At 51.8% G+C, this 25,825-nt stretch carries 19 protein-coding genes and 1 riboswitch; of the genes, 6 read left to right on the forward strand and 13 right to left on the reverse strand.

The window, feature by feature from the left end; genetic code table 11:
* Window positions 1-94: 94 nt before the first annotated feature.
* Window positions 95-205: riboswitch (SAM riboswitch) on the forward strand.
* A 344-nt stretch (window positions 206-549) separates the two neighbouring features.
* Together H8B13_RS13050 and H8B13_RS13055 are read left to right on the forward strand one after the other, a co-directional pair.
* Window positions 550-2,010 (forward strand): amino acid permease, encoded by a 1,461-nt coding sequence (locus H8B13_RS13050; RefSeq protein WP_187311247.1) that lies wholly within the window; start codon window positions 550-552, stop codon window positions 2,008-2,010.
* A 178-nt stretch (window positions 2,011-2,188) separates the two neighbouring features.
* Entirely contained in the window at window positions 2,189-3,046 is an 858-nt protein-coding gene (locus H8B13_RS13055) for a CPBP family intramembrane glutamic endopeptidase (protein ID WP_187311248.1), read from the forward strand.
* A 2-nt stretch (window positions 3,047-3,048) separates the two neighbouring features.
* Here H8B13_RS13055 and H8B13_RS13060 read toward each other — a convergent pair whose 3' ends face one another.
* The 9 genes from H8B13_RS13060 to pseB all read right to left on the reverse strand — a co-directional run bounded on the left by H8B13_RS13060 (window position 3,049) and on the right by pseB (window position 13,569).
* Window positions 3,049-4,527, reverse strand: coding sequence for a lipopolysaccharide biosynthesis protein (locus H8B13_RS13060; RefSeq protein WP_187311249.1), 1,479 nt, complete (start codon window positions 4,525-4,527; stop codon window positions 3,049-3,051).
* Between the two features lie 38 nt (window positions 4,528-4,565).
* Entirely contained in the window at window positions 4,566-5,966 is a 1,401-nt protein-coding gene (locus H8B13_RS13065; protein ID WP_187311250.1) for a DUF7033 domain-containing protein, read from the reverse strand.
* A gap of 51 nt (window positions 5,967-6,017) precedes the next feature.
* Complete coding sequence (locus H8B13_RS13070) at window positions 6,018-6,341, reverse strand: gliding motility-associated C-terminal domain-containing protein (protein WP_187311251.1); 324 nt, start codon at window positions 6,339-6,341, stop codon at window positions 6,018-6,020.
* Between the two features lie 112 nt (window positions 6,342-6,453).
* Window positions 6,454-7,737: a hypothetical protein gene (locus H8B13_RS13075; protein WP_261990360.1), complete on the reverse strand. Its 1,284-nt coding sequence runs from the start codon at window positions 7,735-7,737 to the stop codon at window positions 6,454-6,456.
* A gap of 7 nt (window positions 7,738-7,744) precedes the next feature.
* The gene (pseI, locus tag H8B13_RS13080; protein WP_187311252.1) at window positions 7,745-8,779 is read right to left on the reverse strand and encodes a pseudaminic acid synthase; all 1,035 of its coding nucleotides are present in this window, start codon (window positions 8,777-8,779) and stop codon (window positions 7,745-7,747) included.
* Window positions 8,780-8,923: 144 nt separating this feature from the next.
* The gene (pseG, locus tag H8B13_RS13085; RefSeq protein ID WP_187311253.1) at window positions 8,924-10,417 is read right to left on the reverse strand and encodes a UDP-2,4-diacetamido-2,4,6-trideoxy-beta-L-altropyranose hydrolase; all 1,494 of its coding nucleotides are present in this window, start codon (window positions 10,415-10,417) and stop codon (window positions 8,924-8,926) included.
* Entirely contained in the window at window positions 10,417-11,154 is a 738-nt protein-coding gene (locus tag H8B13_RS13090) for a cytidylyltransferase domain-containing protein (RefSeq protein ID WP_187311254.1), read from the reverse strand. Before H8B13_RS13090 ends, pseG begins: the two co-directional genes overlap by 1 nt.
* Window positions 11,155-11,222: 68 nt before the next feature.
* Complete coding sequence (pseC, locus tag H8B13_RS13095; RefSeq protein ID WP_187311255.1) at window positions 11,223-12,404, reverse strand: UDP-4-amino-4,6-dideoxy-N-acetyl-beta-L-altrosamine transaminase; 1,182 nt, start codon at window positions 12,402-12,404, stop codon at window positions 11,223-11,225.
* 145 nt (window positions 12,405-12,549) lie between these two features.
* Window positions 12,550-13,569 carry a UDP-N-acetylglucosamine 4,6-dehydratase (inverting) gene (pseB, locus tag H8B13_RS13100; RefSeq protein ID WP_187311256.1) on the reverse strand — a complete coding sequence of 340 codons (1,020 nt, stop codon included), beginning with the start codon at window positions 13,567-13,569 and terminating at the stop codon, window positions 12,550-12,552.
* A 154-nt stretch (window positions 13,570-13,723) separates the two neighbouring features.
* Between pseB and H8B13_RS13105 the strand changes: the two genes are divergently transcribed.
* The gene (locus H8B13_RS13105) at window positions 13,724-15,595 is read left to right on the forward strand and encodes a hypothetical protein (RefSeq protein WP_187311257.1); all 1,872 of its coding nucleotides are present in this window, start codon (window positions 13,724-13,726) and stop codon (window positions 15,593-15,595) included.
* Between the two features lie 5 nt (window positions 15,596-15,600).
* On the opposite strand, the gene H8B13_RS13110 is transcribed toward H8B13_RS13105, so the two are convergent.
* Window positions 15,601-16,908 carry a glycosyltransferase family 4 protein gene (locus H8B13_RS13110; protein ID WP_222841423.1) on the reverse strand — a complete coding sequence of 436 codons (1,308 nt, stop codon included), beginning with the start codon at window positions 16,906-16,908 and terminating at the stop codon, window positions 15,601-15,603.
* Window positions 16,909-17,074: 166 nt separating this feature from the next.
* On the opposite strand from H8B13_RS13110, the gene ffh reads away from it, so the two are divergent.
* Window positions 17,075-18,424 (forward strand): signal recognition particle protein, encoded by a 1,350-nt coding sequence (gene ffh / locus H8B13_RS13115; RefSeq protein ID WP_187311258.1) that lies wholly within the window; start codon window positions 17,075-17,077, stop codon window positions 18,422-18,424.
* Between the two features lie 53 nt (window positions 18,425-18,477).
* On the opposite strand, the gene H8B13_RS13120 is transcribed toward ffh, so the two are convergent.
* The 3 genes from H8B13_RS13120 to H8B13_RS13130 form a co-directional block, all read right to left on the reverse strand.
* The gene (locus tag H8B13_RS13120) at window positions 18,478-18,954 is read right to left on the reverse strand and encodes a nucleoside deaminase (RefSeq protein WP_187311259.1); all 477 of its coding nucleotides are present in this window, start codon (window positions 18,952-18,954) and stop codon (window positions 18,478-18,480) included.
* 226 nt (window positions 18,955-19,180) lie between these two features.
* Entirely contained in the window at window positions 19,181-23,323 is a 4,143-nt protein-coding gene (locus H8B13_RS13125; RefSeq protein WP_187311260.1) for a T9SS type A sorting domain-containing protein, read from the reverse strand.
* A 453-nt stretch (window positions 23,324-23,776) separates the two neighbouring features.
* Window positions 23,777-24,163, reverse strand: a complete 387-nt coding sequence (locus tag H8B13_RS13130) for a hypothetical protein (RefSeq protein ID WP_187311261.1) — start codon at window positions 24,161-24,163, stop codon at window positions 23,777-23,779.
* A gap of 332 nt (window positions 24,164-24,495) precedes the next feature.
* Here H8B13_RS13130 and H8B13_RS13135 point away from each other — a divergent pair, with 332 nt between their 5' ends.
* Both H8B13_RS13135 and H8B13_RS13140 read left to right on the forward strand, forming a co-directional pair.
* The gene (locus H8B13_RS13135) at window positions 24,496-24,732 is read left to right on the forward strand and encodes a hypothetical protein (RefSeq protein ID WP_187311262.1); all 237 of its coding nucleotides are present in this window, start codon (window positions 24,496-24,498) and stop codon (window positions 24,730-24,732) included.
* Between the two features lie 328 nt (window positions 24,733-25,060).
* The gene (locus H8B13_RS13140) at window positions 25,061-25,813 is read left to right on the forward strand and encodes a class I SAM-dependent methyltransferase (protein ID WP_187311263.1); all 753 of its coding nucleotides are present in this window, start codon (window positions 25,061-25,063) and stop codon (window positions 25,811-25,813) included.
* Window positions 25,814-25,825: the final 12 nt, after the last annotated feature.

Consider the following 25,825-nt stretch of genomic DNA (forward strand, 5'->3'; position numbering starts at 1 on the left):
AACCTTCGGATGCACAATAAAAATTGACTGATATGCAGATTTTGCGCGGCACGGACTACCTTTGCGACCCCAATTCTTTCTGATCAAAGGATTGTTTTTATACAGAGGCGTGGAGAGAAAGGCTCGACGAAACGCCGGCAACCCCCAGCACAACTGGAACGGTGCCAACCGAGGTCAGCGCAAGTATCGACTGACTATATAAAAACAAATTGCTGTGAACATTCACTTCCAACCCGCTCCACTTTCCTTCGCCACCACGTCACCCCAAACGTTGAGTTGGGCTACTTGTCTGGACATGGGTTGTTGCTGTTGTTGAGCGTTCGATAATCTCCTCGTCTTCCTGGCTTTGCCGACCCGCGGCGGCAAGTAGCTGCTGGGGGGCATTTTGCTTGCAGCCTCTGCTTTGGCTGAAGCTCAGCCCATAAAGTCACTGCCGAATCGGTAGAGGCGTCATTTGCTTTCTGATCTGACTGCCTCTTCGGTAGCGCTTATTTTCTCTTATCTCCATTCTTTTTATTCAACACGAGGCGCGGCTTCGTGCTACCTTTTATGCTCAAGAAATCACTGGAATTGCTGCGACAAGAGGCAGCCGAAACCGGCACTCACACCCTCAAGCGCAGTCTGAGTGCCTTTAACCTTGTCGCCATTGGGGTAGGGGTTATTATTGGGGCGGGGCTCTTTTCCCTCACTGGTATTGCGGCCGCCAATCATACCGGGCCGGCCGTTACGCTCTCGTTTTTGGTGGCCGCCGTTGGCTGCGCTTTCTCAGCCTTGTGCTACGCCGAGTTTGCTTCCATGGTACCCGTGGCCGGCTCGGCTTATACATACTCGTATGCTACTCTGGGCGAGCTGTTTGCCTGGATTATTGGCTGGGATTTAGTGCTTGAATACTCCGTAGGCGCCGCCGCCGTGGCCATCAGCTGGTCGCAGTATCTGACGCGTTTCCTGGCCAAGTACGACCTGCATATTCCTGCTCAGCTCGTCATGTCACCTTTCGAAACCTCTACTTTGGCCGATGGCTCGGTGGTGCACGGGTTCGTCAATCTGCCCGCTATTCTGATCGTGCTGGCCATCACGGCCATCGTGATTCGGGGTACGCAAGGGTCGGCCTGGGTCAATGCGACCATTGTGGCCCTGAAGGTATCGGTGGTGCTGGTGTTCATTGCGCTCGGCTGGCAGTATATCGATCCGGCTAACTATCAGCCGTATATTCCGGCCAATACGGGCACGTTTGGTGAGTTCGGCCTGAGCGGAATTCTGCGCGGAGCCGGCGTCATCTTCTTCGTCTTTATCGGTTTTGATATTGTGGCGACAATGGCGCAGGAAGCCAAAAAACCCCAGCGCGATATGCCCATTGGTATCATCGGCTCGCTGGTGGTGTGTACTATTCTGTTCGTGCTGTTTGGGCATGTAATGACGGGTCTGGCCAACTACACGGAGTTTAAAAACAGCGCCGCGCCCGTTGCTATTGCCATTGAGAAAACGCCCTATGCCTGGCTGAGTCAGGCTATTATCATCGCCATTCTGATTGGCTACACCTCCGTAATTCTGGTGGATTTGCTAGGTCAGTCGCGGGTGTTCTTCTCCATGTCGCGCGACGGCTTGTTACCTAAGATCTTCTCTGAGATTCATCCCCGCTTTCAGACGCCTTACAAATCAAATGTACTGTTGGCGGCCTTAATTAGCGCTTTTGCCGGCTTAGTGCCCATTCAAGTGGTAGGCGAAATGACCAGTATCGGTACGCTGCTGGCTTTCGTGATGGTGTGTCTCGGCGTGCTTATCATGCGCAAGCAGCAGCCCGACGCGCCCCGTGCTTTCCGCACGCCGTGGGTGCCGCTGGTGCCCATCATGGGTATTCTGACCTGCCTGCTGATGATGTTTTCGCTGCCCTGGGATACTTGGCTGCGCCTCATCGTGTGGCTGGCCGCCGGACTGGTGATTTATTACCTATACGGCAAGAAGCACAGCAAACTGCGACTGGCGCAGGAGCAAGCTAAGGTGAAGGCTTAGTGAATCCAATCCTGCAAAAAAGCCCCCCGCTACAAATAAGGCGGGGGGCTTTTTTGTGCATGAATAACCGACTTATTCTGGTAGCAAAACCGATTTTTGTCATCATTCAAATAAGAGAAGTATAGCTATGCAGTTGTTTTAAGTAGCTTTAAACATCTATTCTTACTATAGCTATCCGATGATTGAATCGTTACCCGAATTTGAAATTCAAACCCCTATAAATCAATCTCCTGCTTACCCAACCATCAGTGAAAGCTGGGGCGCGCTTGGTTGGTTTATGCTGCTGGCTCTGGTTTTAGGCGTCTTATCTATTCCCTTTTTACGCTTTACAACTCACGCGCAATCCATTATTGTGACCGTGATAGCCAGTGATTTGGCCAAGGCACTTATTGTCGTCTTGCTGATCTGGAGAATTCCGGCGGTTCGCCGCCATCGGTTGCGGTTGCTGGCGGCCCGTGAAATACCGTTGGTGTATTGGTTGCTGCCGCTACTGGTACTCGCTCAGATGGCTTTGCGTACGTTGGTTATATTCCTGCATCTGCCCAACTGGATGAGCGATTCGATGCGAAAGCTAAGTGGGTTTCCAGGACTCTCTTTTTTTGTTATCTGCGTTTCAGCGCCTATTTTGGAAGAGTTGCTCTTTCGGGGCTTGCTGCTGCCAGGATTGCTTAAAAACTACAGCCCCCGCAAAGCAATACTACAGTCTAGTTTATTATTCGGAATCATCCACTTGAATCCGGCCCAGGTAGTTTCGGCGTTTTTGTTGGGGCTCTTTTTGGGTTGGCTATACTACCGCACGCAGTCGTTGGCGGCGTGCATTGTGGTGCATTTCCTGAACAATGCAATGGCTTGGATAGCGATGCAAAATCCGAAATGGAAAAATCTAGAGGACCCTATTGCTTTACTACCTGAGGGCTCGATGCTTTTTCTGATAATGGTCATATCAGCCGTTACTTTCGCTGGTGGAACCTGGCTTATCTGGCGCGCTACTCACATGAGCATAGTTACCGAGTCAGAGCCATTAGCCAACGCCTAGCCTTAAAATGGGAGCCGTCGGCGTACTTGTTGCCACAAGTTACTGACCTCTGGTACAGCCCGAGTCAATAATAAAAGCCCCCCATACACGCCCGTAAGCACCACGGAGCGAACAAGCATGGTGATGAATATCGAGTGAACAGATGGCACCAGCCATGCCGCTACGCCAGTCGCCACCGCAATGCCCAACACCAGCGGAATTCGAAAATCGAAGGGTTGCAAACCGTAGGCGTGCCATACAAACCAGGTACGCGCCACGTTGATGCTTGTCATGGCCAGGAGGGTAGCAAGAGCCGCGCCGGTGAGGCCGTACAGCGGAATCAGGAGCAAATTGAGCAGCACCGTGGCAACGGCCAGCGACACGTTGAACACCAGATCGAAGCGGTAGCGGGGCGAGGTGACGAGAATCAGGCCGTTCACGCCCGTTATGCTGTCGAAAAGCCGGCCGGCCAGCAGCAGCAAAACAGATGTAGCGCCGGCCGCAAATTCGGGCCGCATCAACGAGTAAATGAAGTCCAGATTTAAGCCAATACCCAGCGCCAGCCAGCACCCAACAACCGTGTTGAGACGTGTAGTACGACGATAAAAGTCGGCCATACGTGGCATATCCTGCGCTTTCCAGTACTCAGCCAGTAACGGGAAGGCAATCTTATTGAGCGAGCGAGCCGGAATAGTAAGTGCGGTGCTGATAAAAAATGCGGTGGTGTACACGCCCGTGGCAGCCAGGCTGATACTGGAGCCTACCATGAGCGAATCGATGGAGCCGATGATAGTGCCCGATAAGCTTGATAAAATAACGAACCCGCTGAAGCTGAGAACTTCCCGCACCGGCACCACTGCCAATGCCGCCTTGGAGGGTCGCAGGTGCCACTCACCCAAGTACATGACATACAGCGCCAGTAACAGCGTGGCAAGGCCATAACTGCCAATAAAAGCCAGCACAAATTGATGGAAGGTCAGATACCCGAGCGAGAACAAAAGGGCTGCTACCACCGTGAGCACGCGTAGCAGGATATCCTGCACAAATGACGAGAAGGCCGTTTGATACAGCGCTTTCAGGTAGGCATCCTGCAATGAATAGAATAGGGTAAAAAGCGCCAGAATTGCCCCCCAGAAGTAGTAGGGGTTGAGCAGCGCAGCATCACGTTCGTATTGGGCCAATAGAAACGGCCGACCGAGCACATAGATGATAGTCACAACGGCAAAACCCAGGAGCGGAACTCCCAGCAGCATTGGCAGAAACCCTTGGTGCCCAGCAGCTTTATTGCGGAAATAAGGAAAAAAACGAATGCCAGTACTAGCAAACCCGAAGGCGGCGAGCTGCGCGTAAATGGTCGCTACTGACACAAGCACCCGCGTCAGTCCAATCTGATCGGCGGCCAGCAAGTTGGGAAGCACCAACACGGTATTCACGAAGCCGAGGCCTAACCCGATGTAGGCAATAATGGTGTTGCGCAGTCCCTGCCGCTGAACGATGCCCAAGTGTACTGTTTTCTAATTAATTGATTTGTAATTACTTGTTAAGATGCTGCTGACACTTCCGAAGATGCCATGTGAGCTAAAATATCCGTGCCATTAACGAATGCTGTATTGCGGCTGCGAAGGTACTGCAATAGCTCCTTGAACTGCTCAGGACCATTTATTTGATTCTGGGGGGCAAAATTCTCATTGTGCCAAAGCACCGTGCACACGCCCCCAAACCGCTCAACTTCCTGAAGCATAGGCGTAAGAGCCGGCAGAATTTCGTGCGGAGCAAGTTGCAGATAGTTAGGGTGATGTAAGGTGGCGTCCATCACATTAAGCGGAATTTCCAGAAACTCAAACGCTTCGCCATGCTCAAAATCAAAGGGATAAAAGGGCAAACAGTACGAATTGCGAAAGCCGAAATGCTCCGCAAATCCCAGTGTGGAATCATAAGTAAAACCGGCTTCACTCACTACCGCTGGCGTCTGGCGCGGCTCCCAACTTAAGTAGTGAAAACGGTTGCCCAAAGCAGGAATTGGCAGCTTTTGCTTTTCCTGTTGGAGCTGGGGGGCATTTTGGGCCGTTCCGAGGCTACCATGCACGGCTATTTCGGCACCGTTTTGAGCTAAGTTTTGAATGCGTTTCTGGAAGCTCGGCTTGGTCAGGTCGTAATCAGCGTTCGGGGTGCCATTGGCGGCGCGGTTTGGATTTCCGAGAAAAAAGAACGTGGATTTTGCCCCCCAGCGCGCCGTTTCGCCCTGCACTTGTTCCAAGTTATTCCAGGCGTCGTGGCCTTGCAGCCGGCGCCCCACTAAGCGCCCAAACAAACCCAATTGACCTTTGCGGAGCGCCGCTTTGCCTTCGCCCTTCCAGGCACTCTGGCAATTGTCGATATCATGCGTTATAAAGGTCGCGAATGATGCCTGATTTGCCCCCCAAGTGCGTAGACGCAGCTTTTGGCCAGTAACGTGCTCTACCGCTGCCTGCAACACATCGAAGTAGTAGTTCACTACAGATACCGCCACAAAGCCATATTGCCGCTGCACGCTGACGGTGTAGGGAAATCGTCCGTGCTGGTCGCGCTCTTCCGAAAAGTATTCCTGCCAGCCGCTAAGCAGATAAAAGGCTGCCGAGATTATATCGGCATGTATGATAGCTCGACTGCCGGGCAAAAGCTCCAGCAGTTCACTCTTCGGATTAGTATCAAAAAAGAAGGGAATACTCTTGCCCCGCCACTCCCGCCAGTTTGGTGCTGGTGGAAACGGGTGCTGCTGCTGGAAAAACCCATCTGAGTGGTCGACAATGACAAGTTGCGATTGATTCGCGTAGCTAATAGTCAGCGCTGGGACCCCCGCATATGCTTGCCTGAAATGACGTAGCACATAAGCCAGGCGCGCTGCTTCCAATACAGGCTGGCTGGCGATGGGGGGCAAAATTGCAGAAGGATAGGCAGGCATAAGCACGAAAATACGTTGTTCGAGTCCATGCCTGCTAATCAGGCTGTTTTCCTAACGAACCACTTCCAGCCAGCCTTTGAGAGCGCTGTTGGTAGCACCACGGCGCAGCATGTAGTAATAAATGCCCGGTGCTACACTAGCACCCCAGTCATTAAAATAGCACTCCGTTTGATATACTTCTTTTCCCCAATGGTTGTAAATAGCCAATGACCATTCACCCACATTATAGGAAGCTACCACAAAGGCATCGTTGCGACCATCTTTATTGGGCGTGATGATGTTGGGTACACAGAGTTGGGTGGTTAGCGTTCGGCTGACTGTCTGGATGTTGCAGCCGCTCCCGGAAGGCTCTGAGCTTATGCTGAATAGCAGCACATAAGAAGCAATAAGAGCAGAGAGTATAATCTTATATTATTTCTAGGTTCTAAAGAAAGTAAAAATTTATTCATTCTAAAGTTATATTAGAATTATCAATCACGTAATAACCTTAATTTATCCAGGACGCCAACTTTTTTAAAACGAGTTTGGTGCTGAGGCCTTCATTTTTTGTACTTAAAGTTGAATTATAGTAAGCTGCCCGCTGGTAAAGGTTGGAAGGTTTGTACTGCTCATAGCCTCGTAGCAACGTAGCCAATTCGAGTAGGGAAGAGGCTCGTTCTACCAAGCCATGAGCCACGTAGCCATAGTAATCATCGGCAACAGTGTGAGTACCAAAGCGGTAATACAGGCTCGCCAGATTGAGCAGTGTAGCCTCTAAGTGTGTAGAGGTATCGGCGGCTACTAAAGCGTCTTGTTGGTGTAGAAACTCAAATATGTTCTGCTGGCGCGCATTGGAAAACAAGAGGTGAATATGCTCGCGCAAAAAACTAAAGTCGCGGGTATCGCCAGGGTGGGCGCGAAAAGTGAAAGTGAGTGTAGGAAACTCCCTGACCAAGTAAGCTACAGCAGCCCGGATGGCTTCTGTATCGTCAAGCAAATTGACGGCAATACCTACGCGCCGTACGGCCGGCGCGGTATTGCGCTGGCTGAGATAGACATCGGCTTTGGGCATCCCCACCAACTCCACGCGGCCCTGGATGGGCCCACATTGCTGATACTTGTCCAGCGCATCCTGACCCTCCAGTAGGCTCAAATCGAAGCCCAGGGGTGGGAAATAAGTACTTACGCTGGCGTGTTGCACGTAGGCAGTCGGGACTCCGCAGGCGCGGGCAGCGAGCAGGAGGGCGCGAGCGTCATCATTGTGGTCGTTAGCAAAAATGATGGCTTTGGGCTTGTAATGGCGCAGGGCCCGCACGTACACTTCGTAGTAGCCGATGGCGTTAAAAATCAGGTCGAAAAAGCGCACTGCCCGGCTTCCTTCTGTACGCCATAACCCAACCAGTACCAGCGGAAACTGCCAGTAGTACAAAAGCTTGAGGCGGAGCGAAAGGCGATTCACGCTCCCGTTGTAACGCCCGATCTGTTTGCTTTGGCCAGCTACAAATACACTGTTGGGGAGCCCAGACCGGATAAAATCTAGCGCTTGGTAGTTGTTCTGGCTTACAACATACAGCCAAATTGCTCCTCGCAACGGTTCCGGATTATGGATGGGCCGAAAGCAGTTGCCTACCAGCCGCAGGGCCGTGTACCCCAATACTTTAGCAAGTCGCTTCAGTGGATTGTGCGGCGAAATGCCCCCCAGCATCTGGGGTGGAAGCTGCACAAATAGATCGGTGAAGCGCAGTTGCAGAATGTCGCGGGTGCGGGCAACGAGCTGAGCCAAATAGGGCATGACGAGACTACAGCGCTTCCCAGGTGAGTGGCGTACCCGCGCGCAAATCCTGACGGGCAGGCTTACCGAGCAGGGGCGCGAAGTAGCGGGGCGGCAGACCGTCGCCGGGACGCACTACGCGCAGGTTTTCTTTGGTAAACATATCGCCTGCCCGAATATCCTGGGCAACATACAGCGAACGTTTGTACAGGCGGCTTTTTTCCTCGGCCCGCTGCACACCGTATTGAATATGCCCCAATGCCTGCCAGGCTCGCTCCGTTTCGGTGACTAAGGTGGCTACCTCTTCAGGCTCAAGGGAAAAAGCCGAATCGACACCGCCATCGGATCGGCGTAGGGTTACGTGCTTTTCAATGACGCAGGCCCCCAGCGCTACGGCGGCTACGGCCGCGCCCACACCCATGGTATGATCGGAAAGACCCACCGGACAATCAGGAAAAAGCTGGGCCAGATGCGGGATAGTGCGCAGATTGGTGTTTTGGGGTGTGGCGGGATAAGTGCTGGTGCATTTTAACAGAATCAACTTCTGGCAGCCAGCCTCACGCAATACTTCCACGGCCTCGGCTACTTCAGCTAGAGTGCTGGCTCCAGTGCTCATAATCACAGGTTTGCCGGTAGCAGCTACGCGCCGCAGTAGGGGCCAGTCGGTGTTTTCGAAGGAGGCAATTTTATAAGCAGGCACATCGAGTGTTTCCAGAAAATCAACCGCCGTTTCATCGAAGGGCGAGCTGAAGGCCAGCATCCCATGCGATTTGGCGCGCTCAAACAATGGCTCATGCCACTCCCAGGGCGTGTAGGCTTCCTGATACAGCTCGTGCAACTCCCGACCGTACCACAACGAGTCAGGATCGTCGATGCGGTAAGCGCCGGGGAGCGTCATGGTGTCGGCGGTATAGGTTTGGAGCTTGATGGCGTGAGCACCTGCGGCCGCTACGGCATCAATAATGGCCAAAGCTCGCTCCAGCGACTGGTTATGGTTGCCGCTAAGCTCAGCAATAATAAACGGCCGTTGGTCGGGGCCGATAGGGCGGGAGCCGATATGCATCTTGAAGGAGTTAGAAGCGAAAAGTCGGTAGCTAAGACAAGCTGTTTGCAATCAGGCACGGTGGTGACACTTTCGTTGAACGATTCAAGCGTGTTGGCATCAACGGCGAAAAGAGTCGTGGTGGCACCACGCCAGACGAGAAAGCTACAGCCACCACGCAAAAGTAACCGAATCAGGCTCGCCTGATAAAGCGACGGGGAGCAAAGCATAGCCCGCCCGCTCAAATGCACGTAACGAAGCTTGATTCCGAAGTTGGACATGCCCAACTATCCGACGCAGATGAGGGAAAGTTTGCACCAAATGCGTGGTGCCCAGGGCTAGTAGCACCGCCGCCCAGCCGCGCCCCCGATACGCTGGGTCAAGCAAGTAGCTCAATGTGGCCTCGTCGTGCGAAATACTGAAGCGAATGAGCCCAACAGGCGCGCCGGTGGCCTCCTCTTCGGCCAAAAGCATCAGGGCATAAGGATCGGCAAGACGGGCGTTTAGCCACCGCTCATGAAACTCGGCCGGTACGGGCTGAGGATTGAAGGAAGCCTGCCGTACGGTTGGCTCATTCGTCCAGGCCAGGAGCTGAGCGGAATCGGCGGCGGTAACCAGGCGCAAGCGGAAAGGCGCATCTGGCAGTCGTAAGGCCTTGAAAGCTTGGCGTAAACGTGCAGGAGCTTGGCCGTCGAAATAACGTTTTTGGGCCGTTCGGAGCTGCTCTGCAATGCGCATCACCTCCGGTGAAGTCAGCACATTAGCAGCGCTGGGATACAGCAAAGCCATGCCTGCCGCCCGCAAGAACTCGTGCAGATCATGCTGATTAGCGGCAGTAGGCAACAGGAACAGTAAGCCGCCCCCCGCCGCACAATACTCGTAGCTGATGGTGCTGGGCGAGCACACCGCCGCCCCACAGCTTTGCATAAGCTCCGCTAACTGGCTGGGGGGCAAATTTCGATGCAGCGTAACTTTAGCTTCGTGTTCAGCCCACTGGCTCAACGATTCCCACCCGGTATACGCACTGCCTACTACTATCTGCACTTGCTCAACGACGGGCAGCGTGAGCAGGGTAGCAGCCACGCGTTGGGTCTGATGCGTAGGGTCGGCCCCGCCGAGACAAACCAACACGGATGAGGGCGAAGCAACTGTGTGAGAAGCGGGGGCGGCGGAGCAGAAAGCGGCTCGTAGCGGCGCGTAGGCTGGTCCGCTCAACAGCCGAGCCCCAGGCTGTCGTAAGTCATAATCAGCCTCAGAAATGCCCCCCGCAGGGTTCAGCACCAAGTCGGCGGCGAAGGGAAAGGCGTGCAAATCATCCAGGCAAACTAACTTGGCCACATGAGCGCGCACGGCTTCCTGATAACTCAACTCAAAGCCGTAGCCATCGAGCACCAGTATGTCATTGGGGCGCAACACGTGCTGGGCCAGCCAGGCTGGCTCACCACCCGCAGGTTGGGGGGGCATTTCGACAACCTCTGAACAGGATTCCTGGAGCTGATTAAGGAGCACAGCATCAGGCTCCTGAATAACGAATACACACCCAAACTCATCGCGCAGGATATCAGCCAACGCCAATAGACGCATCACATGGCCCAGCCCAATGCGTGGATTTCCATCGGCGCGGAGCACGAGGCGGGGCAGGCTGGGGTGGGCGGTCATCAAGCTATCTTTTGTTCGATATGAGCGTTCAGCGCTACCAGCTCCGGGTGCTGATCTAGTAGAGCAATAATTTCATCAGAAGTTAAAGCAGCAGCATTATGATTCTCGATGAGGAGTTTTAAAAGCCGGAAGTCGTCGGGAGTATCCACGGTCAGACGGTACTGGCTGCGGTTGGGAGAGCGAGTAACATGTTGAAAATGAACATTGCCCAAACGATTCTGGTGGATATACGGCGTCACATGCTCCCGGTCACCAGGTAAGACAGCCTGATGGTAGGCTTCAGTTAATAGCTCGCGGGAAAAAATCTCAAAGTCGAAGCCCCGTGGAAAGGTGCGCTCCAATACATTGGAGAGGTAAAGACGTGAGTCTTGGTGGCGTAGATATTCCTGTACGCCTTGTGCAATAAGCCGCCCATCCAGTAGGGGGCAATCAGAGGTAACGCGCACGATAATGTCCAGTTGATTTTCCTCTGCACATTGGCAATAACGTCCCAACACATCCTGCTCATCGCCGCGGGTACAGGGCAAATGGGCATGCGCAGCAAACTCAGCAAGCACATCGTCGGTAGAGTTACTGGTAATTGCCAGGTACATGGGTAAGCCACTCTCACGTAATCGTGTTACATGATACTGTAGCAGCGGCTGGCCAGCAACTGGCAATAGCACCTTCCCTGGCAGGCGCGTACTAGTCATGCGAGCCTGAGAGATAATACCGATTTTAGGAGAATTCGAAAGCATTAATTACCAGCTTACTACGAACTATTAGGCGCTTTAATACCTGTCTCTACTCTTGCCTTTTATTCTTGTTACATGCGCACAAACTCTCGTACACAGTCAATTACATACTGCTGTTCCTCATCCGTCAGATCCGGGAACATGGGTAAACTTAGACAGTGGGCGTAGTACGCCTCAGCTTGCGGGAAATCCCCACTTTTCCAACCTAGCTCCTGATAATAAGGCATCGTGTGAACCGGAATGTAGTGTACTTGCGCAAAAATCTGCCGCTCGCGCAGGAAATCATATAAGCCTTTACGATCCTCAATCTGAATTACGTAGAGATGATACGCATGACCCGGTTTCGTGGTCAATGAGCGTATGGGGGGCATTTTGGCAAAGGCGGCATCGTAGCGGGCGGCTAGAGCGCGACGACGAGCAAGGCCAGCATTGGCGCGCTGGAGCTGACTGATTCCCAGCGCCGTGAGCATATCAGGCATGCGATAATTATAGCCCAGGGTTTGCATTTCGTAATACCAGCCGCCGGGGTTTTGCTGAAGCTGCGCCGGATTTTTGGTGATGCCGTGGGTGCGCAGCATGAGTAGCTTTTCGTAAAGGTCTGGGCGGTTAGTCGTAATCATGCCGCCTTCGCCGGTGGCAATGTGCTTGACGGGGTGAAAGCTGAAAATGGCTAAGTCAGCAAATTGTCCGTTGCCGCAGCGCTGCTCGTTACCCTTTGAATCCACAAAAAAGCCCCCCGGTGCGTGACAGGCGTCCTCAATCAGCCACAGCCCAAACTCATCAGCCAACGCGCGCGCTTCCTCCATATTCACGGGCAAACCCGCAAAATCGACGGGAATAAGGCCGTGAAAATGCCCCCTAGGGTGACTTTCCAGCAACCGTCGTACTTGCTTTAAGTCGATGAGTGCGGTGGCGGGGTCGATATCAGCAAAATGAACTTCGCCCCCGCAATACAAAACACAGTTGGCGGAGGCAGCAAATGTGATAGGCGTAGTAATGACGCGCTGACCGGGCTGTACGCCCAAGGCCAGCGTGCACAGGTGCAAAGCCGCCGTGCCATTGCTTACCGCAACCGCGTATTTGGCGCCGATATAAGCCGCAAATTTCTCTTCAAACTCTGCCACCTTCGGTCCCTGTGTCAGAAAATCGGACCGGAGCGTATCGGTTACAGCTTGTATATCGTCTTCAGTAATATGCTGACGGCCATAGGGAATAGCACGTGTGGGCTGAAAGGTAACGGAGGCATTAGTCATAGTCTGGTAAATATACACAGCCCAAGCGCTTGGTGTGGCACCCGGATCTGTGCAGGTGCTGTGGTCAACAAAGCTTGCAGCGTGAAACAAAAAATGCCGCTCTTGGTGCAGAGCGACATTTTGAATAGATAATAGAAGAAGCTGGTTAAGCCGTGAATGTTGGATCGACGTGCAGGCGAATTTCCTCCCGAATCTGCTCGGCGTTCAGCCAATGGTCATTGTTGGCCGAATCATAATAGAAGCCGTCGGGCACGCGGCTGCCTTTGAAATGGCGAATGAACTCTTCCACATCCCACTGCGGCGTGTAAGGCAAAATGACGTAGTACCGATCCAATTCCACCGTGCTCAGCGCATCGGTTTCGGTTATCATGGCTTCATGCAGCTTTTCGCCGGGACGGATGCCGACTACCTCGTGCTTGCAATTGGGGCCGATGGCTTCGGCGACTTCCGTAATTTTGTAGCTCGGAATTTTAGGAACAAAAATCTCGCCTCCCCAAGCGTTTTCCAAAGCATACAGCACGAGATCGACGCCTTCTTCCAGCGAAATGTTGAAGCGCGTCATATCGGGGTGTGTGATGGGCAGCACACCGGTCTCGCGCTGTTGCAGAAAAAACGGCACTACCGAGCCTCTGGAGCCGATTACGTTGCCGTAACGCACGACGGAAAAGCGCAAATCACGCTTGCCTTTCATGTTATTGGCGGCCACAAAAAGCTTATCGGAGCAGAGTTTGGTAGCGCCATAGAGGTTGATGGGTGCAGCGGCTTTGTCGGTGCTGAGCGCCACTACTTCTTTCACGCCGCAGTCTAGAGCAGCATTAATGACGTTTTCAGCTCCAAAAATATTGGTTTTGATGCACTCCATCGGGTTGTACTCAGCAGCGGGCACCTGCTTGAGGGCAGCGGCGTGCACCAGTACATCAATGCCTTCGCAGGCACGCTTGAGGCGCTCTGCATCACGTACATCACCAATGAAATAGCGAATAGCCGGGTACTTGGAGTGCGGAAATATCTGCGACATTTCGTACTGCTTCAGCTCGTCGCGCGAGTAAATGACCAGGCGTTTTACCTGCGGAAATTTCTCGAACACGGTATGCACGAACTGCTTGCCGAAAGAGCCCGTACCACCGGTAACCAGGATGGATTTGTTATTTAAATCGAGTGCCATAGAAAGACAAAGAGAGGCCAGCCATCCGGAAAAAGACGCTGGGGGGCAAAAGTAGGCAATCCGCGCCGGGGTTGCGTACTTTTGCACTGTTGTTGGTTATTGGTCGTGCCGAGCATTCCGCGCATGACCATCTTTTATTTTACAGCGTCTCTTCATGTCCGAACCTATCAAGCTCATTATCTGGGATCTGGATGATACTTTTTGGCGCGGTACGCTTTCGGAAGGAGTCGTGGAAGCCATTGCCGATAACTTGGAACTGGTGCGTGCTACAGCGGCCCGCGGCATTGTGCACACCATCGTTTCCAAAAATGATTTTGCCGCCGCCGAAGCCAAGCTAGTAGAGTTGGGCATTCGCGACTTGTTTGTTTTCCCCCAAATAAGCTGGCAGCCGAAAGGACCTATTATTAAAGAGTTGCTGGCGCAGATGCAGCTGCGAGCGCCAAACGCGCTGTTTCTGGACGATAATCCGATTAATCGGGCGGAGGCGCAGTATTATAATCCCCAGCTTCAGGTAGCCGATCCGGCTGAATTGCCAAAATTTGCTCCTCAGCTGCTACTCAGCGGCAAACCCGACCCCGGCCTAACGCGCCTGGAGCAGTACAAACTGCTCGAGCGTCAGCAGCAGGCCCGCGCTGCTTACCAGGATAATCTGGAGTTTCTGCGCGATTCGCAGGTGCGCATCGAGTTTCGGGAAGGAGCTGCCGTGCATGCTGATCTGAGCCGCATTGAGGAATTGATTAACCGCTCCAACCAACTCAATTTCACGAAGAGGCGAGTCGCCAAAGATGATTTAGAAGCCAGCTTCACGGATGCTGCGCTTCGTTGGGGCACTGTGCGGGTGCGCGATCGATTCGGCGACTATGGTCTAGTGGGTGTCTACTGCCTGAATTTGCAGGAAAATCGACTTGAGCAACTGGTGTTTTCCTGCCGCATTCTGCATCTGGGCGTTGAACAGTTTATATATGCCTGGCTCGGTTTTCCGGCTTTAAAAGTGGAAGGCGAAGTGGCTACAGAGCTGAATGGAACGGATAAGCCTGACTGGATTACGCTGGATTCGCCAGATGCTAAGGCTCCGACGTCATCCACAACCTCTATGAGCACTGATGACGAGCGTGTTTCTGCTGGGGGGTATATTCCGGATAAAAACCATCCCAAGCTTCGGGTATTACTTAAAGGTGGCTGTGATTTAGGGCAGCTAACGCCCTTCTTGCAGGCCTTTGCCATCGACGTAATAGAAGAGTTTAATTACGTAAATGAGCACCAAATTCCGGTGCATGTGGAGCATACGTCTCTGCTCCGTCTGACCCGCGAATTGCCCCCTAGTGAGCAGCAACGCTTGGCCCACAAGCTGCCTTTTCTGGGAGAGGAAGCTTTCACTACCAACTTGTGGACGGCCGAGTATGATGCTTTAGTATACAGCCCCCTTATGGACTACACGCAGGAGCTATACCGCGAAAAGGCAACGGGCATTGCCATTCCATTTGGTGGCTACCAGAATATTCTAGCTGTTGATTCGGCTACGTTGGCGGCAAAATATGCTCAACGCCGCTTCCGAAGAATGGACGAGGCTTTTTTGGGTCAGTTTAAATCTGAATTCGAGTTTGGGGGGCAAATTTCGCCCGCTGACTTTCAAGCGAATCTGCGCTGGCTACGGAGCCAGCTGCCGGCGGCTATTCCCATTTTCTTCCTCAACGGGGCTGAAATAGAAGTTCCCGGCTCCGCCGAAACGGGCGCCGCGCAGCGTCACGCGCAAATGAACCAAGCGTTGGCTGAGTTCGTGGCCAGCGCTGATAATTGCTTTATCATTGATGTGCGCGATTTCGTTCGTACGCCGGCAGATGTCACCAATAATCTGCGCCATTATCAGCGCGCACATTACCGCACACTCGCTCAGCGCCTGGCTCAAGCTCTCGGTGCCTGGCACGGCCGCCAGCTGCCCCGCTCTACCTGGACCGATTTGCGAGCACAATTAGCTAGCCACTTGCCTAGTAAGCTGCGCAATGCTTGGGAAAAGCTCCAGAAGTAAAAAGCCTATTTGATCAGCTTAGCCAGCTTTTGCGTAAGCGCCCGCCGCGAATACTGCGCGTGATTGATGGCTGGCAAATCAAGGTTGGAATTGATTCGCCAGGCAGCAAACAGACCATCCAAATGGTCGAGCATGCCGCTGTAGGTGTCGTAGGGGAGGGCACGGCCGGCTCCGCACTCCTCCAGCAGATTATCGGCATCGGAACCTACGGGGCCAATGCAGATAATAGGTTTGTTAGAAGCCAGATACTCAAATACTTTGCCTGGTAGAATGCCGAAGTTGTGCGCTACATCCGGAATGGCCATGAGCAATGCCGTAGACCGCAGCAAGTAGCTCACCGACTCGTCGTGTGGCACAAAAGGCACAAATTCCGTGTGTTTGCCTAAGCCTACCTCTCGTATCTGCTCCTGCACGCCCGCCGACACGGTGCCCACAAAGCGCAGCTTAAGGGGTACATCCGGATGGCGCGTGGTGCAAGTGGCACAGGCCGCCAGAAACAGTTCAATATGATACGTCTCGGAGATGGTGCCGGTGTGGGTAATCAGCAGACAATCAGTGGGTGGGGAGCTAGGTTCCCGAAAATCACTTTCATCATAGCCGTTGGGCAGCACATGAAATTTACTGGCCGTAAGGCGCGGCGACTTCCCTAAAAACAGGCGCTTGGTGTCGGGGCTGGTAACTAGCACTTCATCGGCCTGCTCCAGCACCTGACGTTCGTACCAGGCATCGAGCCAGCGCGCGGGCGGGGTGTGGTTCAGTTCTTTATAGTAGTAAATATCCGTCCAGGGGTCGCGCATGTCGGCTATCCAACGTAGACCATAGCGCTTCTTTAGCTCCAGACCAATAAGCTGCGTAGAGTGCGGCGGACTACTAGTCATCACCGCGTCGAAAGTGTGGCCTTGGGCAAATAGCTCGGCACACTGCCCCAGAACGTGTTGGTTCCAGCCTCGGCGCGGATCTGGAATAAACAGGTTGCCCCGCAAAAACTTGAAAACCTGCTGTTGCAAGCTGCTTTTGCTTTCGTTTGCAAAGCCGCCGTGCGGAATCTGTTTGCGGCCGGTGAGCTTTTTATAGGAGTCAAATGGTTCGCTCGTATTTGTGCGAAACACACGCACGCTAGCCGGCACTTCCGCCGCTAGCGACTCATCGATTACTGGATAAGCTCCCTGTGACGCATCCACGGTAATCACCGTTGGCTCCACGCCAAAAGCGGGCAGATGTTTCACAAATTTCAAGCTTCGCTGCACGCCCGCCCCGCCTGAAGGGGGCCAGTAATACGTAATAACAAGCAGACGCAGGGGCTTGGGGGGCATTTTTAAAGCAGGTTTGAGCACGCGAAGGTACGTAGCCGTGGGCTTTCAGGGTTTTTTGGGTTAATTTTGGGGAGGCGAACTTGCCGTTGCGACCTATTGTATTGCCTCAAGCCTCTTAATCAGGCAGTTAGGCATACTAGCACCTTTCACATCACTACATCACAAGATGTTCGATAATCTCTCTACCAAGCTCGACCGGGCCTTCAAAACCCTGAAAGGTCAGGGTAGCATCACCGAAATCAACGTCGCCGCGACTATCAAGGAAATTCGTCGGGCGTTGGTCGATGCCGACGTGAACTACAAGGTGGCCAAGGAAGTCACCGACAAAATAAAGGACGAGGCCATGGGCCGCGACGTGCTTACGGCCGTTTCGCCCGGCCAGCTCATGACCAAAATTGTCTACGATGAGCTAACGCTGCTCATGGGAGGCGAAAAAGAGGACGTAGTACTGAAAGGTGACCCAGCCGTGATTTTGCTATCGGGCTTGCAGGGCTCGGGTAAAACAACCTTCGCCGGTAAACTCGCCACGTTCATTAAAAAGCAAAACCGTACCGTCCTGCTCGTAGCCTGCGATGTGTATCGTCCGGCCGCTATCGACCAGCTGAAAGTGCTGGGCGAGCAAGTAGGAGTGGAGGTTTACTCGGAGGTTGAAAATAAAAACCCCGTCGAGATTGCGCAGAATGGTATTGCTTACGCCAAGAAAAACAACAAGAAAGTAGTCATCATCGATACCGCTGGCCGCTTGGCCGTGGATGAGCAGATGATGCGCGAAATTGAGCAGGTTAAAAAGGCGATAAACCCCTCCGAAACGCTGTTCGTGGTTGACTCCATGACGGGTCAGGATGCGGTAAATACGGCCAAAACTTTCAACGACCGCCTCAACTTCGATGGCGTGGTACTTACCAAGCTTGATGGTGATTCGCGCGGTGGTGCGGCTCTTTCCATTCGGGCTGTAGTTGAGAAACCCATCAAATTCATCTCAACGGGTGAGAAGATGGAGGCGCTGGACATGTTCTATCCCGACCGGATGGCCCAGCGTATCTTGGGTATGGGCGACGTGATTTCGCTGGTAGAACGCGCCCAGCAGCAGTTCGACGAGGACGAAGCCAAGCGCATCAACCAGAAAATCCGCAAGAATCAGTTCAACTTCGACGACTTCCTCTCCCAGCTGGAGCAAATCAAGAAGATGGGCAACCTGAAGGACTTGGTGGGAATGATTCCGGGCATGAGCAAGGCCATCAAAGATGTGGATATCGACGACGATGCTTTCAAGCCAATCGAGTCCATTATCAAAAGCATGACTCCTAAAGAGCGCGCCCAGCCCGAGTTATTAAACGGTTCGCGCCGCCGTCGTCTTGCCAAAGGCAGCGGTACTGATATTCAACAGGTCAACAACCTGATGAAGCAATTCGAAGACATGCGCAAAGTGATGCGTACCATGAACAAAATGAGCAGCACCAAAGGTGGCATGCAGCAAATGGCCAAAATGATGGGCATGCGCGGCGGTATGAAATAAGCTGCTCGGAGCTTTACAAAAAAGCCCCCCAGAGGTGTTCTGGGGGATTTTTTTTAGTATTCCGTTCGTGCTTCGTGCTCTGTCCAGGCTGTGAAACCTTCTTTGGCTTCAGCCCCCAAGAATTCCTGCATCGGTATTTGTCGCTCGCTCAGCGGCTTCTCTATCTCGTCGTAAATAAACTGGTCGTCGAAGCCAATAGCGGCGGCATCTTGCTTGGTGTTGCCATAGAATACGCGGCGCGGACGAGCCCAATAAATGGCCCCCAGGCACATAGGGCAAGGCTCGCAGCTCGTATACAGGTCGCAATCTTGCAACTGGAAAGTGCCCAGGGCGATACAAGCTTTGCGAATGGCATCAACTTCGGCGTGGCAAGTGGGGTCGTTGGTACTGGTAACTTGATTAAAGCCGCGCGCGATAATCTGGCCATCTTTTACGACGACGGCCCCAAAAGGACCACCATAACCAGCCTGCATTTTTTCAACCGATAGGCGAATGGCTTCGCGCATAAATTCTTCGCGGGGAGCTTCCATAGTATAATAGGGGAAGGAGAAAACTGACTTTTGCAGGGAGAAAAAGCCCCCCAGCAATGAAGTTACATTGTCTGGGCTTAAGGAGGAATAAAGTCGGAATCAACAGTTACTTACTTCCATATAACCTGTTGACTGCTAGTGAAGAAACTATATGAAGTAATGGCAACAAAAAAGCCCCCTGATCATTCAGGGGGCTTTTTTATGAGACACGGGCTATTGCCCCAAGTTAGTTGCGAACCAGCGGCAGTGCTACATTCACAGCTGCTCCGCGTACTCGCACAATGTAGGAGCCATGAGGCAGCGCCTGCACCTGCAATGGGTGTTCCTGCTGACCAGCCAGCGTCAGGATTTGTAGGCTGCGGCCCGTCAGATCAAGTAACTGGACTTGGTAGTTGCCAGCAGGTAAGGCTGTTAAGTCGAGTGTAGCGCCACCTTGACTTGGGTTAGGATACACGGATACGTCAACTTTGATAGCGTCCACAAATTTAACTGTCCGCACTGGACTGAACGTTGCAGTTCCATCGAAGTCCAGCTGCTTCAAACGGTAGTAAATCAGCGCACCAAAACGGGCCACGCCAGCATCAGTGAAGCTGTATTTCGACTGCTGCGTAGTGGTGCCCTTACCGCGTACCGTTCCGATAGTGCTGAAAGACAAGCCATCAAGTGAGCGCTCTATAACAAAGCGGTCATTGTTGAGCTCCGAAGCTGTAGCCCAGTTAAGTTGAGCATCCTGACGAACTGCTGTAGCCTTGAACTCCTTCAACTCTACGGGCAGCGGACGCACAATGGTAACATCCTCGGCAGTGCTGGCGGCTGCGGCGTAGTTGCTGCCCGGTACAGTTCCACCACCGGCGAAGGTGCCAGCAGGTGATACGATGCTCGTAGCCGTGAGGCGGGTAGGATCGAGGAAGCGTACAGTTGCAGAGGCCTGATAAGCCGTGTTATTGACAGCAGTGCTGGCGATAGTAGCCCGGAAGGAGATTCTGAGCGTAGCGCCGGCAGGAATATTCAGACCACTGAATACGGGAGTGCTTGTGCTAGTAGTTGGAGCAGTGTATTCTGTATAAGGCGAGGGGATGCCACCAGCTAGTGTTAGCGTCACAGTAGGAGCTACTGTGTTGTCATATTTGAAGAGGTCAGTGGTTAACGCTGTTTCTACGCTCACACCTGTTGCTGCTCCACCCGTATTTGATATAACAAGTGCATAAGTAGCAGGATTTACTGCATCACCACTACGCGTAACATTTGGAGTGGGAGTAGACAGCGTTGCAGCAAGCGTAGGTAAGCAAGAGCCAGCCCCAGCAATATTGTTAGTCGGAACAGCAGTAGTACTGACAGATGGATTTGTAACCGATGTGCCGTTAGCTGCACCAAAAGCACTAAGGTCTAATAAACCTGTTCTGCCAGCACTTCCACCGACTCCATCGAAGTTACTCAAATTACCATTTGAATAAGCTAAGCCGCCGCCCCCGCCGCCGCCAGGACCGTATTCGTCTGATCCTCCAGTACTAGTGTTACCGCCATTGCCACCATTTACCTGCACAGTAATTCCATTCAATCCATTACCAATTGTAGCAGGAGGTGTAGCTCGAATGAGAACTGTACCACCAGCGCCGCCGCCACCGCCACCAGAGGTATTGCCGTTGGCTGATGGCGCGTTGCCGCCATTCGCTACCAGTAAACCTGTGCCGCTGATAGAGCCGGTTTGAAGCATGATAATGCCACCTCCAACGCCGCCACTACTTTGCGCCGCATTTGCATCGTTCGTAGAGCCAGCGCCACCGCCGCCACCTAGCACAATGCGAGAAATAGATGATTCTAAAGTAGCAGCGCCACCTAAGGCACGTAAGCCAGTACCATTATTACTTGACTCATAACCGTAACCACCAACACCGCCGTTAGCACCGTTGCCGCCGCCAGCTCCGCCGGCATTGCCAGAGTTATTATAAGTACTGTTACTTCCATTAATTCTGATGCCATAATCAGTAGCCCCACCACCGGCATTTCCAGGGGCACCGGCTCCATTGCTGCCGCCAAAATAACCATCCGTAACAGTCCCATTAATAGTATTGGAAATGACCGCCGTTCCGTTGTAAATGTTGCGGGGTGAACCCGCTGTACCTTCACCTTTCGAACCGTGCGCCAAAGCAGGGGCGGTAACGTAATCCGTTCTATTGGCAGCATCGCCTGAGTAGCTTACGCCGCCGCCACCACGGAAGCCTTTGGCCGTCATATTGATTGAAGCATTAGAAACGAAACGGGTTTGGCCCGCTACGTCCAGCACTAGTACACCCCCTGTCGTACCATTCCAGGCTGGTCCAGAAAGTGTGCCTGTAATGCTAACGGAAGAATACTGGGGAACGCGAATAACCTGAAACCGACGCTGGCTGGTAGAACCAGTACCGCCAGCGTTGCTCTCATACTGGTTAGTTACTCCTTTTGCCAGTGTTAAGGTACCACCAGTCAGTGGTACATCGTTCGTGGCAATGGCGTATTCATACTTACCAGCAGTATATGTAGCATCACTGCTGATCGTACCATAAGACGATGAGTTATCGATACTCATTGTAGCACCCTGCATTTGCATAATCAATACAAGGTCACCAGCGCTAATGGGCGTGTTTCCAGTTCCTGCTGTACCGAGAACAATATTGTTTTGGCCAGCGGCAACTGTGGTAGGAATAGCTACAGGGAAATAGGTGTTTGGCACGGAGGTGCTGATAAGAGTACCAAAGCCATCTTTACCAGGCGTAGCGCAAGATGTAGATACGTTAGCAACTCCGCTGACCAGCGTACTCACGGTAGCCGTGTTGTTTGTTAAGGTCGGGTCGGGTACGCTAGATGTAGATGAAGCGGTACCCGTAACTGTTCCAGTAGTAGGGACGGTAAATGTTACCGCATTAACTATTGCCGGATCGTTGGCTAGTAAGCTACTAACGGTGGCAAACGTAACAACCTGCTCGCCGCCCACAGTAGCAATGGTAGCGCCAGTTGGCAAACTTACATTGGTAGCTGTTAAAGGAAGCCTTAGTGTTGGAATTACATTAAAGGCTGTTTCACCACCTAAGTTGCTAGTTGTTACCGTGTAAGTTACGCGTGAGCTTGGGTTTGCTGTTGTTGATCCACTTAGACTCGTAGCCAAATCGGCACCACTTACGAAAACGGTGATAGTCGCTTCGTTCGACAGTGTATTGAGAATGTCGCGAATAGTATAAGGAATTTCAACTACACCAGCGAAAGTACTGACAGGCACAAAAGTTACTAGTCCTTGTTCATCAACAGTAAAAGTGCCTTTGTCTGTAACCGTAAAGCTCTTATCAACAGTAGCCGTTGATGGATTCAAGTCTACAGAGTTAAGATTCAGACTGCTACCTGGCGCCTGGTCATTGGTAGTTACATTAAATGAGGCAGCGGTTCCATAACGCGTACGGAACTGGTCATTGTTGGCAATGGTAGGCCGAACGATAGCTAGATTGCGAATCTCATGCGTATTATTAAAAAGACCTGTAGAGCCTGAGAAACCAATCCGGAGTGTAGGCGGCGGCGGCGGCAATTCTACGTTGCTAAGCGCTGTGGTTACCGTATTCCCGTGCTGAATGCGAACCGTAATGCGGTAAGCAGTTACGCCGCTAGCATTAGTGAAAGGTATAAAATCTATAAAGGCTCTCCGGTAATCTCCGCTACCTTCTTGAGCTTGTGCTGCAGCTACATCCAAGCTGAAACCAAGCTGTCCACTACTAGCTATATATGGGTAGTCCGTCGAGGCGGTGCCATTACCTTTACCTCTGATGGTGACAGCGTCAGGCGTCAAGCCGCTAGCAACCAAGCCTCCCGATCGAGCTTCGCTGGCGTTGGAATAGTTGCCATACTCATCAATACCAATTCCTACGTAGCCGTTCGATACGCCAGGAGTAATAGTAGCGCTATTCGCATCTCGTTTGCGCTGAGCGTATCCTAAGGAGCCACCATCAGCACCAATGCGGAAGTTGCTCGTTGCACCATCAATCAAATAAACGCTGAAGCCGTCGGCTCCAGAAGTGCCCGTTCTACCGTACGAGAAGAATTCAAAGGAAATACTAAAGCCTTGGGGTGCAGGAAAAGCCGTCTGGTCAATAGCTGTACCTGCTTGATTATTAGTTGCGTCGGTAAGACGCAAATACCCCGTGCCACTGGTACCAGTACCTGTAAGCCGAGCGGTGCCAAACATGTCAAAACCAGCGGCGGTACCATTCTTGAATGACTCGACCCGCGGAAACTGCGCCTGCGCTCGCTCGCCAAACGCTAATAAGAATAACGACGCACTTGCTATTCGCAAGAGCTTTCTAACAGTATCTGACCGTCTGGTGAAGGGGGTAAGAAGTGTTTTCATGAACAATAAATAATAGTGGAATTGATTTTAAACCAGAGCAAAGAAAGCTCCGGAAAGTGCCCTAAAATTGCATTTTGCTAGAAAAATGATGGATATTTGTTTCTGTAATTAGCTGTCTAGCAAGTCAGTATAAAATATTATAAATAAATCCACATTTATAATATTTGCCTCGTGATCTATAAACTATTTAATAATTCAATTAAAACTTTAGTACATGATATTTTAAAATAGATTACCATATAAATGAAAAATGCCTTGTTTCTGGCCCGATGCTTGCTAATTAAGTATTCGAAAGAATAGTTTTTTTAGGTGTTTTGGTTGTGGAAAGGGGCCTCGCTAAGCGGGGCCTTTTTTTGTTTATCAGTTTCTCTTCCTTCTTGGAGTATTTGGCACAGAAAAAGCCCCCCAGGTATACTTGGGGGGCTTTTTCTGTGCCAAATATGCTATAGGGAACTAGTGAATTACTCTAAGCTGATACTTAGGTTCTGTGCCGGCAGCGGTAGGTATCGTAAAGGCACCCACGCGGCTGGGGCCATATCCCAAGTTAACTTTCACAAACTCATCGCGCACGGGCAGTAGCTCAACAATCTCGCGACGAAGCAGATCCAAATCAGTAATCATATTATTCAGGCGCTGTTGTAGCTCATCAGCATGCTGATCGAAGCTACCAGTAGGGGGGCGTTGTTCAAAGCCGTCGGCGGTGGGGGGAAGGTCTGATGTTGCCAGCGAGCGGGCTTCTATCTGTGCCTTTTCCAGTTCTTCCTCAGCTTCCAGATAGGCTTTAACTTTTTCTTCGAGTGGAATAAGGGCCGGATTTAGGTAGTCAAGGTTGCTGGCCATAATGGGATAAAGTGAAAGTGGAGGTGTCTTTACAACGCAAATTGCAAAGGCAAGGATGCAATCTTGCAACAATAATACCTTGACACCGACCAATTGGGGATACTAAAAAATTGACTTATTCCCTCCTAGGGATGAGTAATTATTTTTTTGTATAGGCATGTTATGAAACAAACTATCGCCATTTTATCTTAAACGCTTAAGAATAATGTATCCTTTATCAATATCTGCTCGTAGAAAAAATACCGACATGAATTTTATTTTTTGTTGGTGTCATAATTAATGTTTTCTTTTGCCAAAGAAATTAATTTATTCCCCTTTCAAATCCTCCTAAAATGGCCGCAGCAGATTTAAACAAACTACAGCAACTTCTTCAAAATGCGGAAGATAATGAGATGGTATTAGCCCAGGTTCGTAAGAACATGGAAAAACTTACCAGCCTCATCAGCGAGACCAATGCGTTGCTGGACCCATCTTACACCCCTGAACGCAAAGAGCGCAAGCCCCGCGCTGCTAGTACGGGAACCGGTGGCCGTCGTGGTCGCCCCAGAAAAGAGGCTGCGGCTGAGTAATTAAGCCCCCTGTTGCATAAATTAAGAAGCCCTGGTCTTTAAGTTAGACTGGGGCTTCTTTCATAAATCCCGATTATTGCATGAAGGTGTTTTTTAGGATTTAATAATATATAAAGACCTGCCGGCAAGAAATTCTGCTGATGCTTATAGTCTAATAATGACCGAATCTCTGAAATATCAGGTCTAACAAAGTTGTCTCTTTGCTTGTATAAATTAAAAAGCCAACATTGGTAGCTGTTGATATCGTTTTGGTTTTTGTCTGCTGCCTTACGTTCCTACTTTTAAATAATTTATATCCTGTTGATGCAACTGCGCGTATCTTCAACTTATGACTTCTTCTGTTACTAACTCCGATCCGCTGGGCCACGCATTAACTGCTTATTTGCGTGGTGATGAATCTGCTACGCTTACGGTGCACACCAACGTCAGTGAAGATGAGCCACTGCCCGCGAGTTATTTTTTTCGGTCGCTTTGGGAAATGCCTGAATTAGAGCGCCGCGCGCTTGAAGAATGTCAAGGTAGAATACTGGATTTGGGAGCCGGCGCGGGCGCACACGCATTAGAATTACAAAACCGAGGGTTTTCGGTGCGCGCCCTCGACGTATCGGCCGGCGCGGTGCAGGTGATGGAGGAGAGAGGCGTGCGTGAAGTAGCCCACCACAACCTTTTTGACATTCCCGCGAGCGGCGAACACTTTGATACTATTCTGATGCTGATGAATGGCTTAGGCCTAGTTGGCACCCTTGATGGACTCGCGCGTTTTCTGAAACATGCACGCAGTTTTCTTGCGCCTGGGGGGCAAATTTTAGCCACTTCATCAGATGTTGCCTACCTCTACGAAGACGAAGAGGGCGCCTTGCTCATTGATCTGAATGGCCCTTATTACGGCGAAATAGAATACGCCATGACGTATGAGGGCGAAACGGGCGCGCCTTTTCAGTGGCTGTTTGTGGAGGCCAGCATTTTGCAGGACTATGCCGAAGAAGCTGGCTATGAGCTGGAAATAATTGCTGAAGACGATCAACAGCAGTATCTGGCTCGACTGACGCTGAGTGCCGGTGCACATCAGGCAAATCAGTAATCTAGACAGAGG

It is taken from the genome of Hymenobacter sp. BT188 (assembly GCF_014333585.1).
Classification (GTDB): domain Bacteria; phylum Bacteroidota; class Bacteroidia; order Cytophagales; family Hymenobacteraceae; genus Hymenobacter.

Excerpts from the sequence above, each read along its gene's own strand:
- H8B13_RS13050 (WP_187311247.1), top strand. The coding sequence starts at position 550 with ATGCTCAAGAAATCACTGGAATTGCTGCGACAAGAGGCAGCCGAAACC.
- H8B13_RS13055 (WP_187311248.1), top strand. The coding sequence starts at position 2,189 with ATGATTGAATCGTTACCCGAATTTGAAATTCAAACCCCTATAAATCAA.
- H8B13_RS13075 (WP_261990360.1), bottom strand. The coding sequence starts at position 7,737 with ATGCCCTATTTGGCTCAGCTCGTTGCCCGCACCCGCGACATTCTGCAA.
- pseC (WP_187311255.1), bottom strand. The coding sequence starts at position 12,404 with ATGACTAATGCCTCCGTTACCTTTCAGCCCACACGTGCTATTCCCTAT.
- H8B13_RS13090 (WP_187311254.1), bottom strand. The coding sequence starts at position 11,154 with ATGCTTTCGAATTCTCCTAAAATCGGTATTATCTCTCAGGCTCGCATG.
- H8B13_RS13110 (WP_222841423.1), bottom strand. The coding sequence starts at position 16,908 with ATGCCCCCCAAGCCCCTGCGTCTGCTTGTTATTACGTATTACTGGCCC.
- H8B13_RS13140 (WP_187311263.1), top strand. The coding sequence starts at position 25,061 with ATGACTTCTTCTGTTACTAACTCCGATCCGCTGGGCCACGCATTAACT.
- H8B13_RS13135 (WP_187311262.1), top strand. The coding sequence starts at position 24,496 with ATGGCCGCAGCAGATTTAAACAAACTACAGCAACTTCTTCAAAATGCG.
- pseG (WP_187311253.1), bottom strand. The coding sequence starts at position 10,417 with ATGACCGCCCACCCCAGCCTGCCCCGCCTCGTGCTCCGCGCCGATGGA.
- H8B13_RS13065 (WP_187311250.1), bottom strand. The coding sequence starts at position 5,966 with ATGCCTGCCTATCCTTCTGCAATTTTGCCCCCCATCGCCAGCCAGCCT.
- H8B13_RS13130 (WP_187311261.1), bottom strand. The coding sequence starts at position 24,163 with ATGGCCAGCAACCTTGACTACCTAAATCCGGCCCTTATTCCACTCGAA.
- ffh (WP_187311258.1), top strand. The coding sequence starts at position 17,075 with ATGTTCGATAATCTCTCTACCAAGCTCGACCGGGCCTTCAAAACCCTG.
- H8B13_RS13120 (WP_187311259.1), bottom strand. The coding sequence starts at position 18,954 with ATGGAAGCTCCCCGCGAAGAATTTATGCGCGAAGCCATTCGCCTATCG.
- H8B13_RS13125 (WP_187311260.1), bottom strand. The coding sequence starts at position 23,323 with ATGAAAACACTTCTTACCCCCTTCACCAGACGGTCAGATACTGTTAGA.
- H8B13_RS13105 (WP_187311257.1), top strand. The coding sequence starts at position 13,724 with ATGTCCGAACCTATCAAGCTCATTATCTGGGATCTGGATGATACTTTT.
- pseI (WP_187311252.1), bottom strand. The coding sequence starts at position 8,779 with ATGCATATCGGCTCCCGCCCTATCGGCCCCGACCAACGGCCGTTTATT.
- pseB (WP_187311256.1), bottom strand. The coding sequence starts at position 13,569 with ATGGCACTCGATTTAAATAACAAATCCATCCTGGTTACCGGTGGTACG.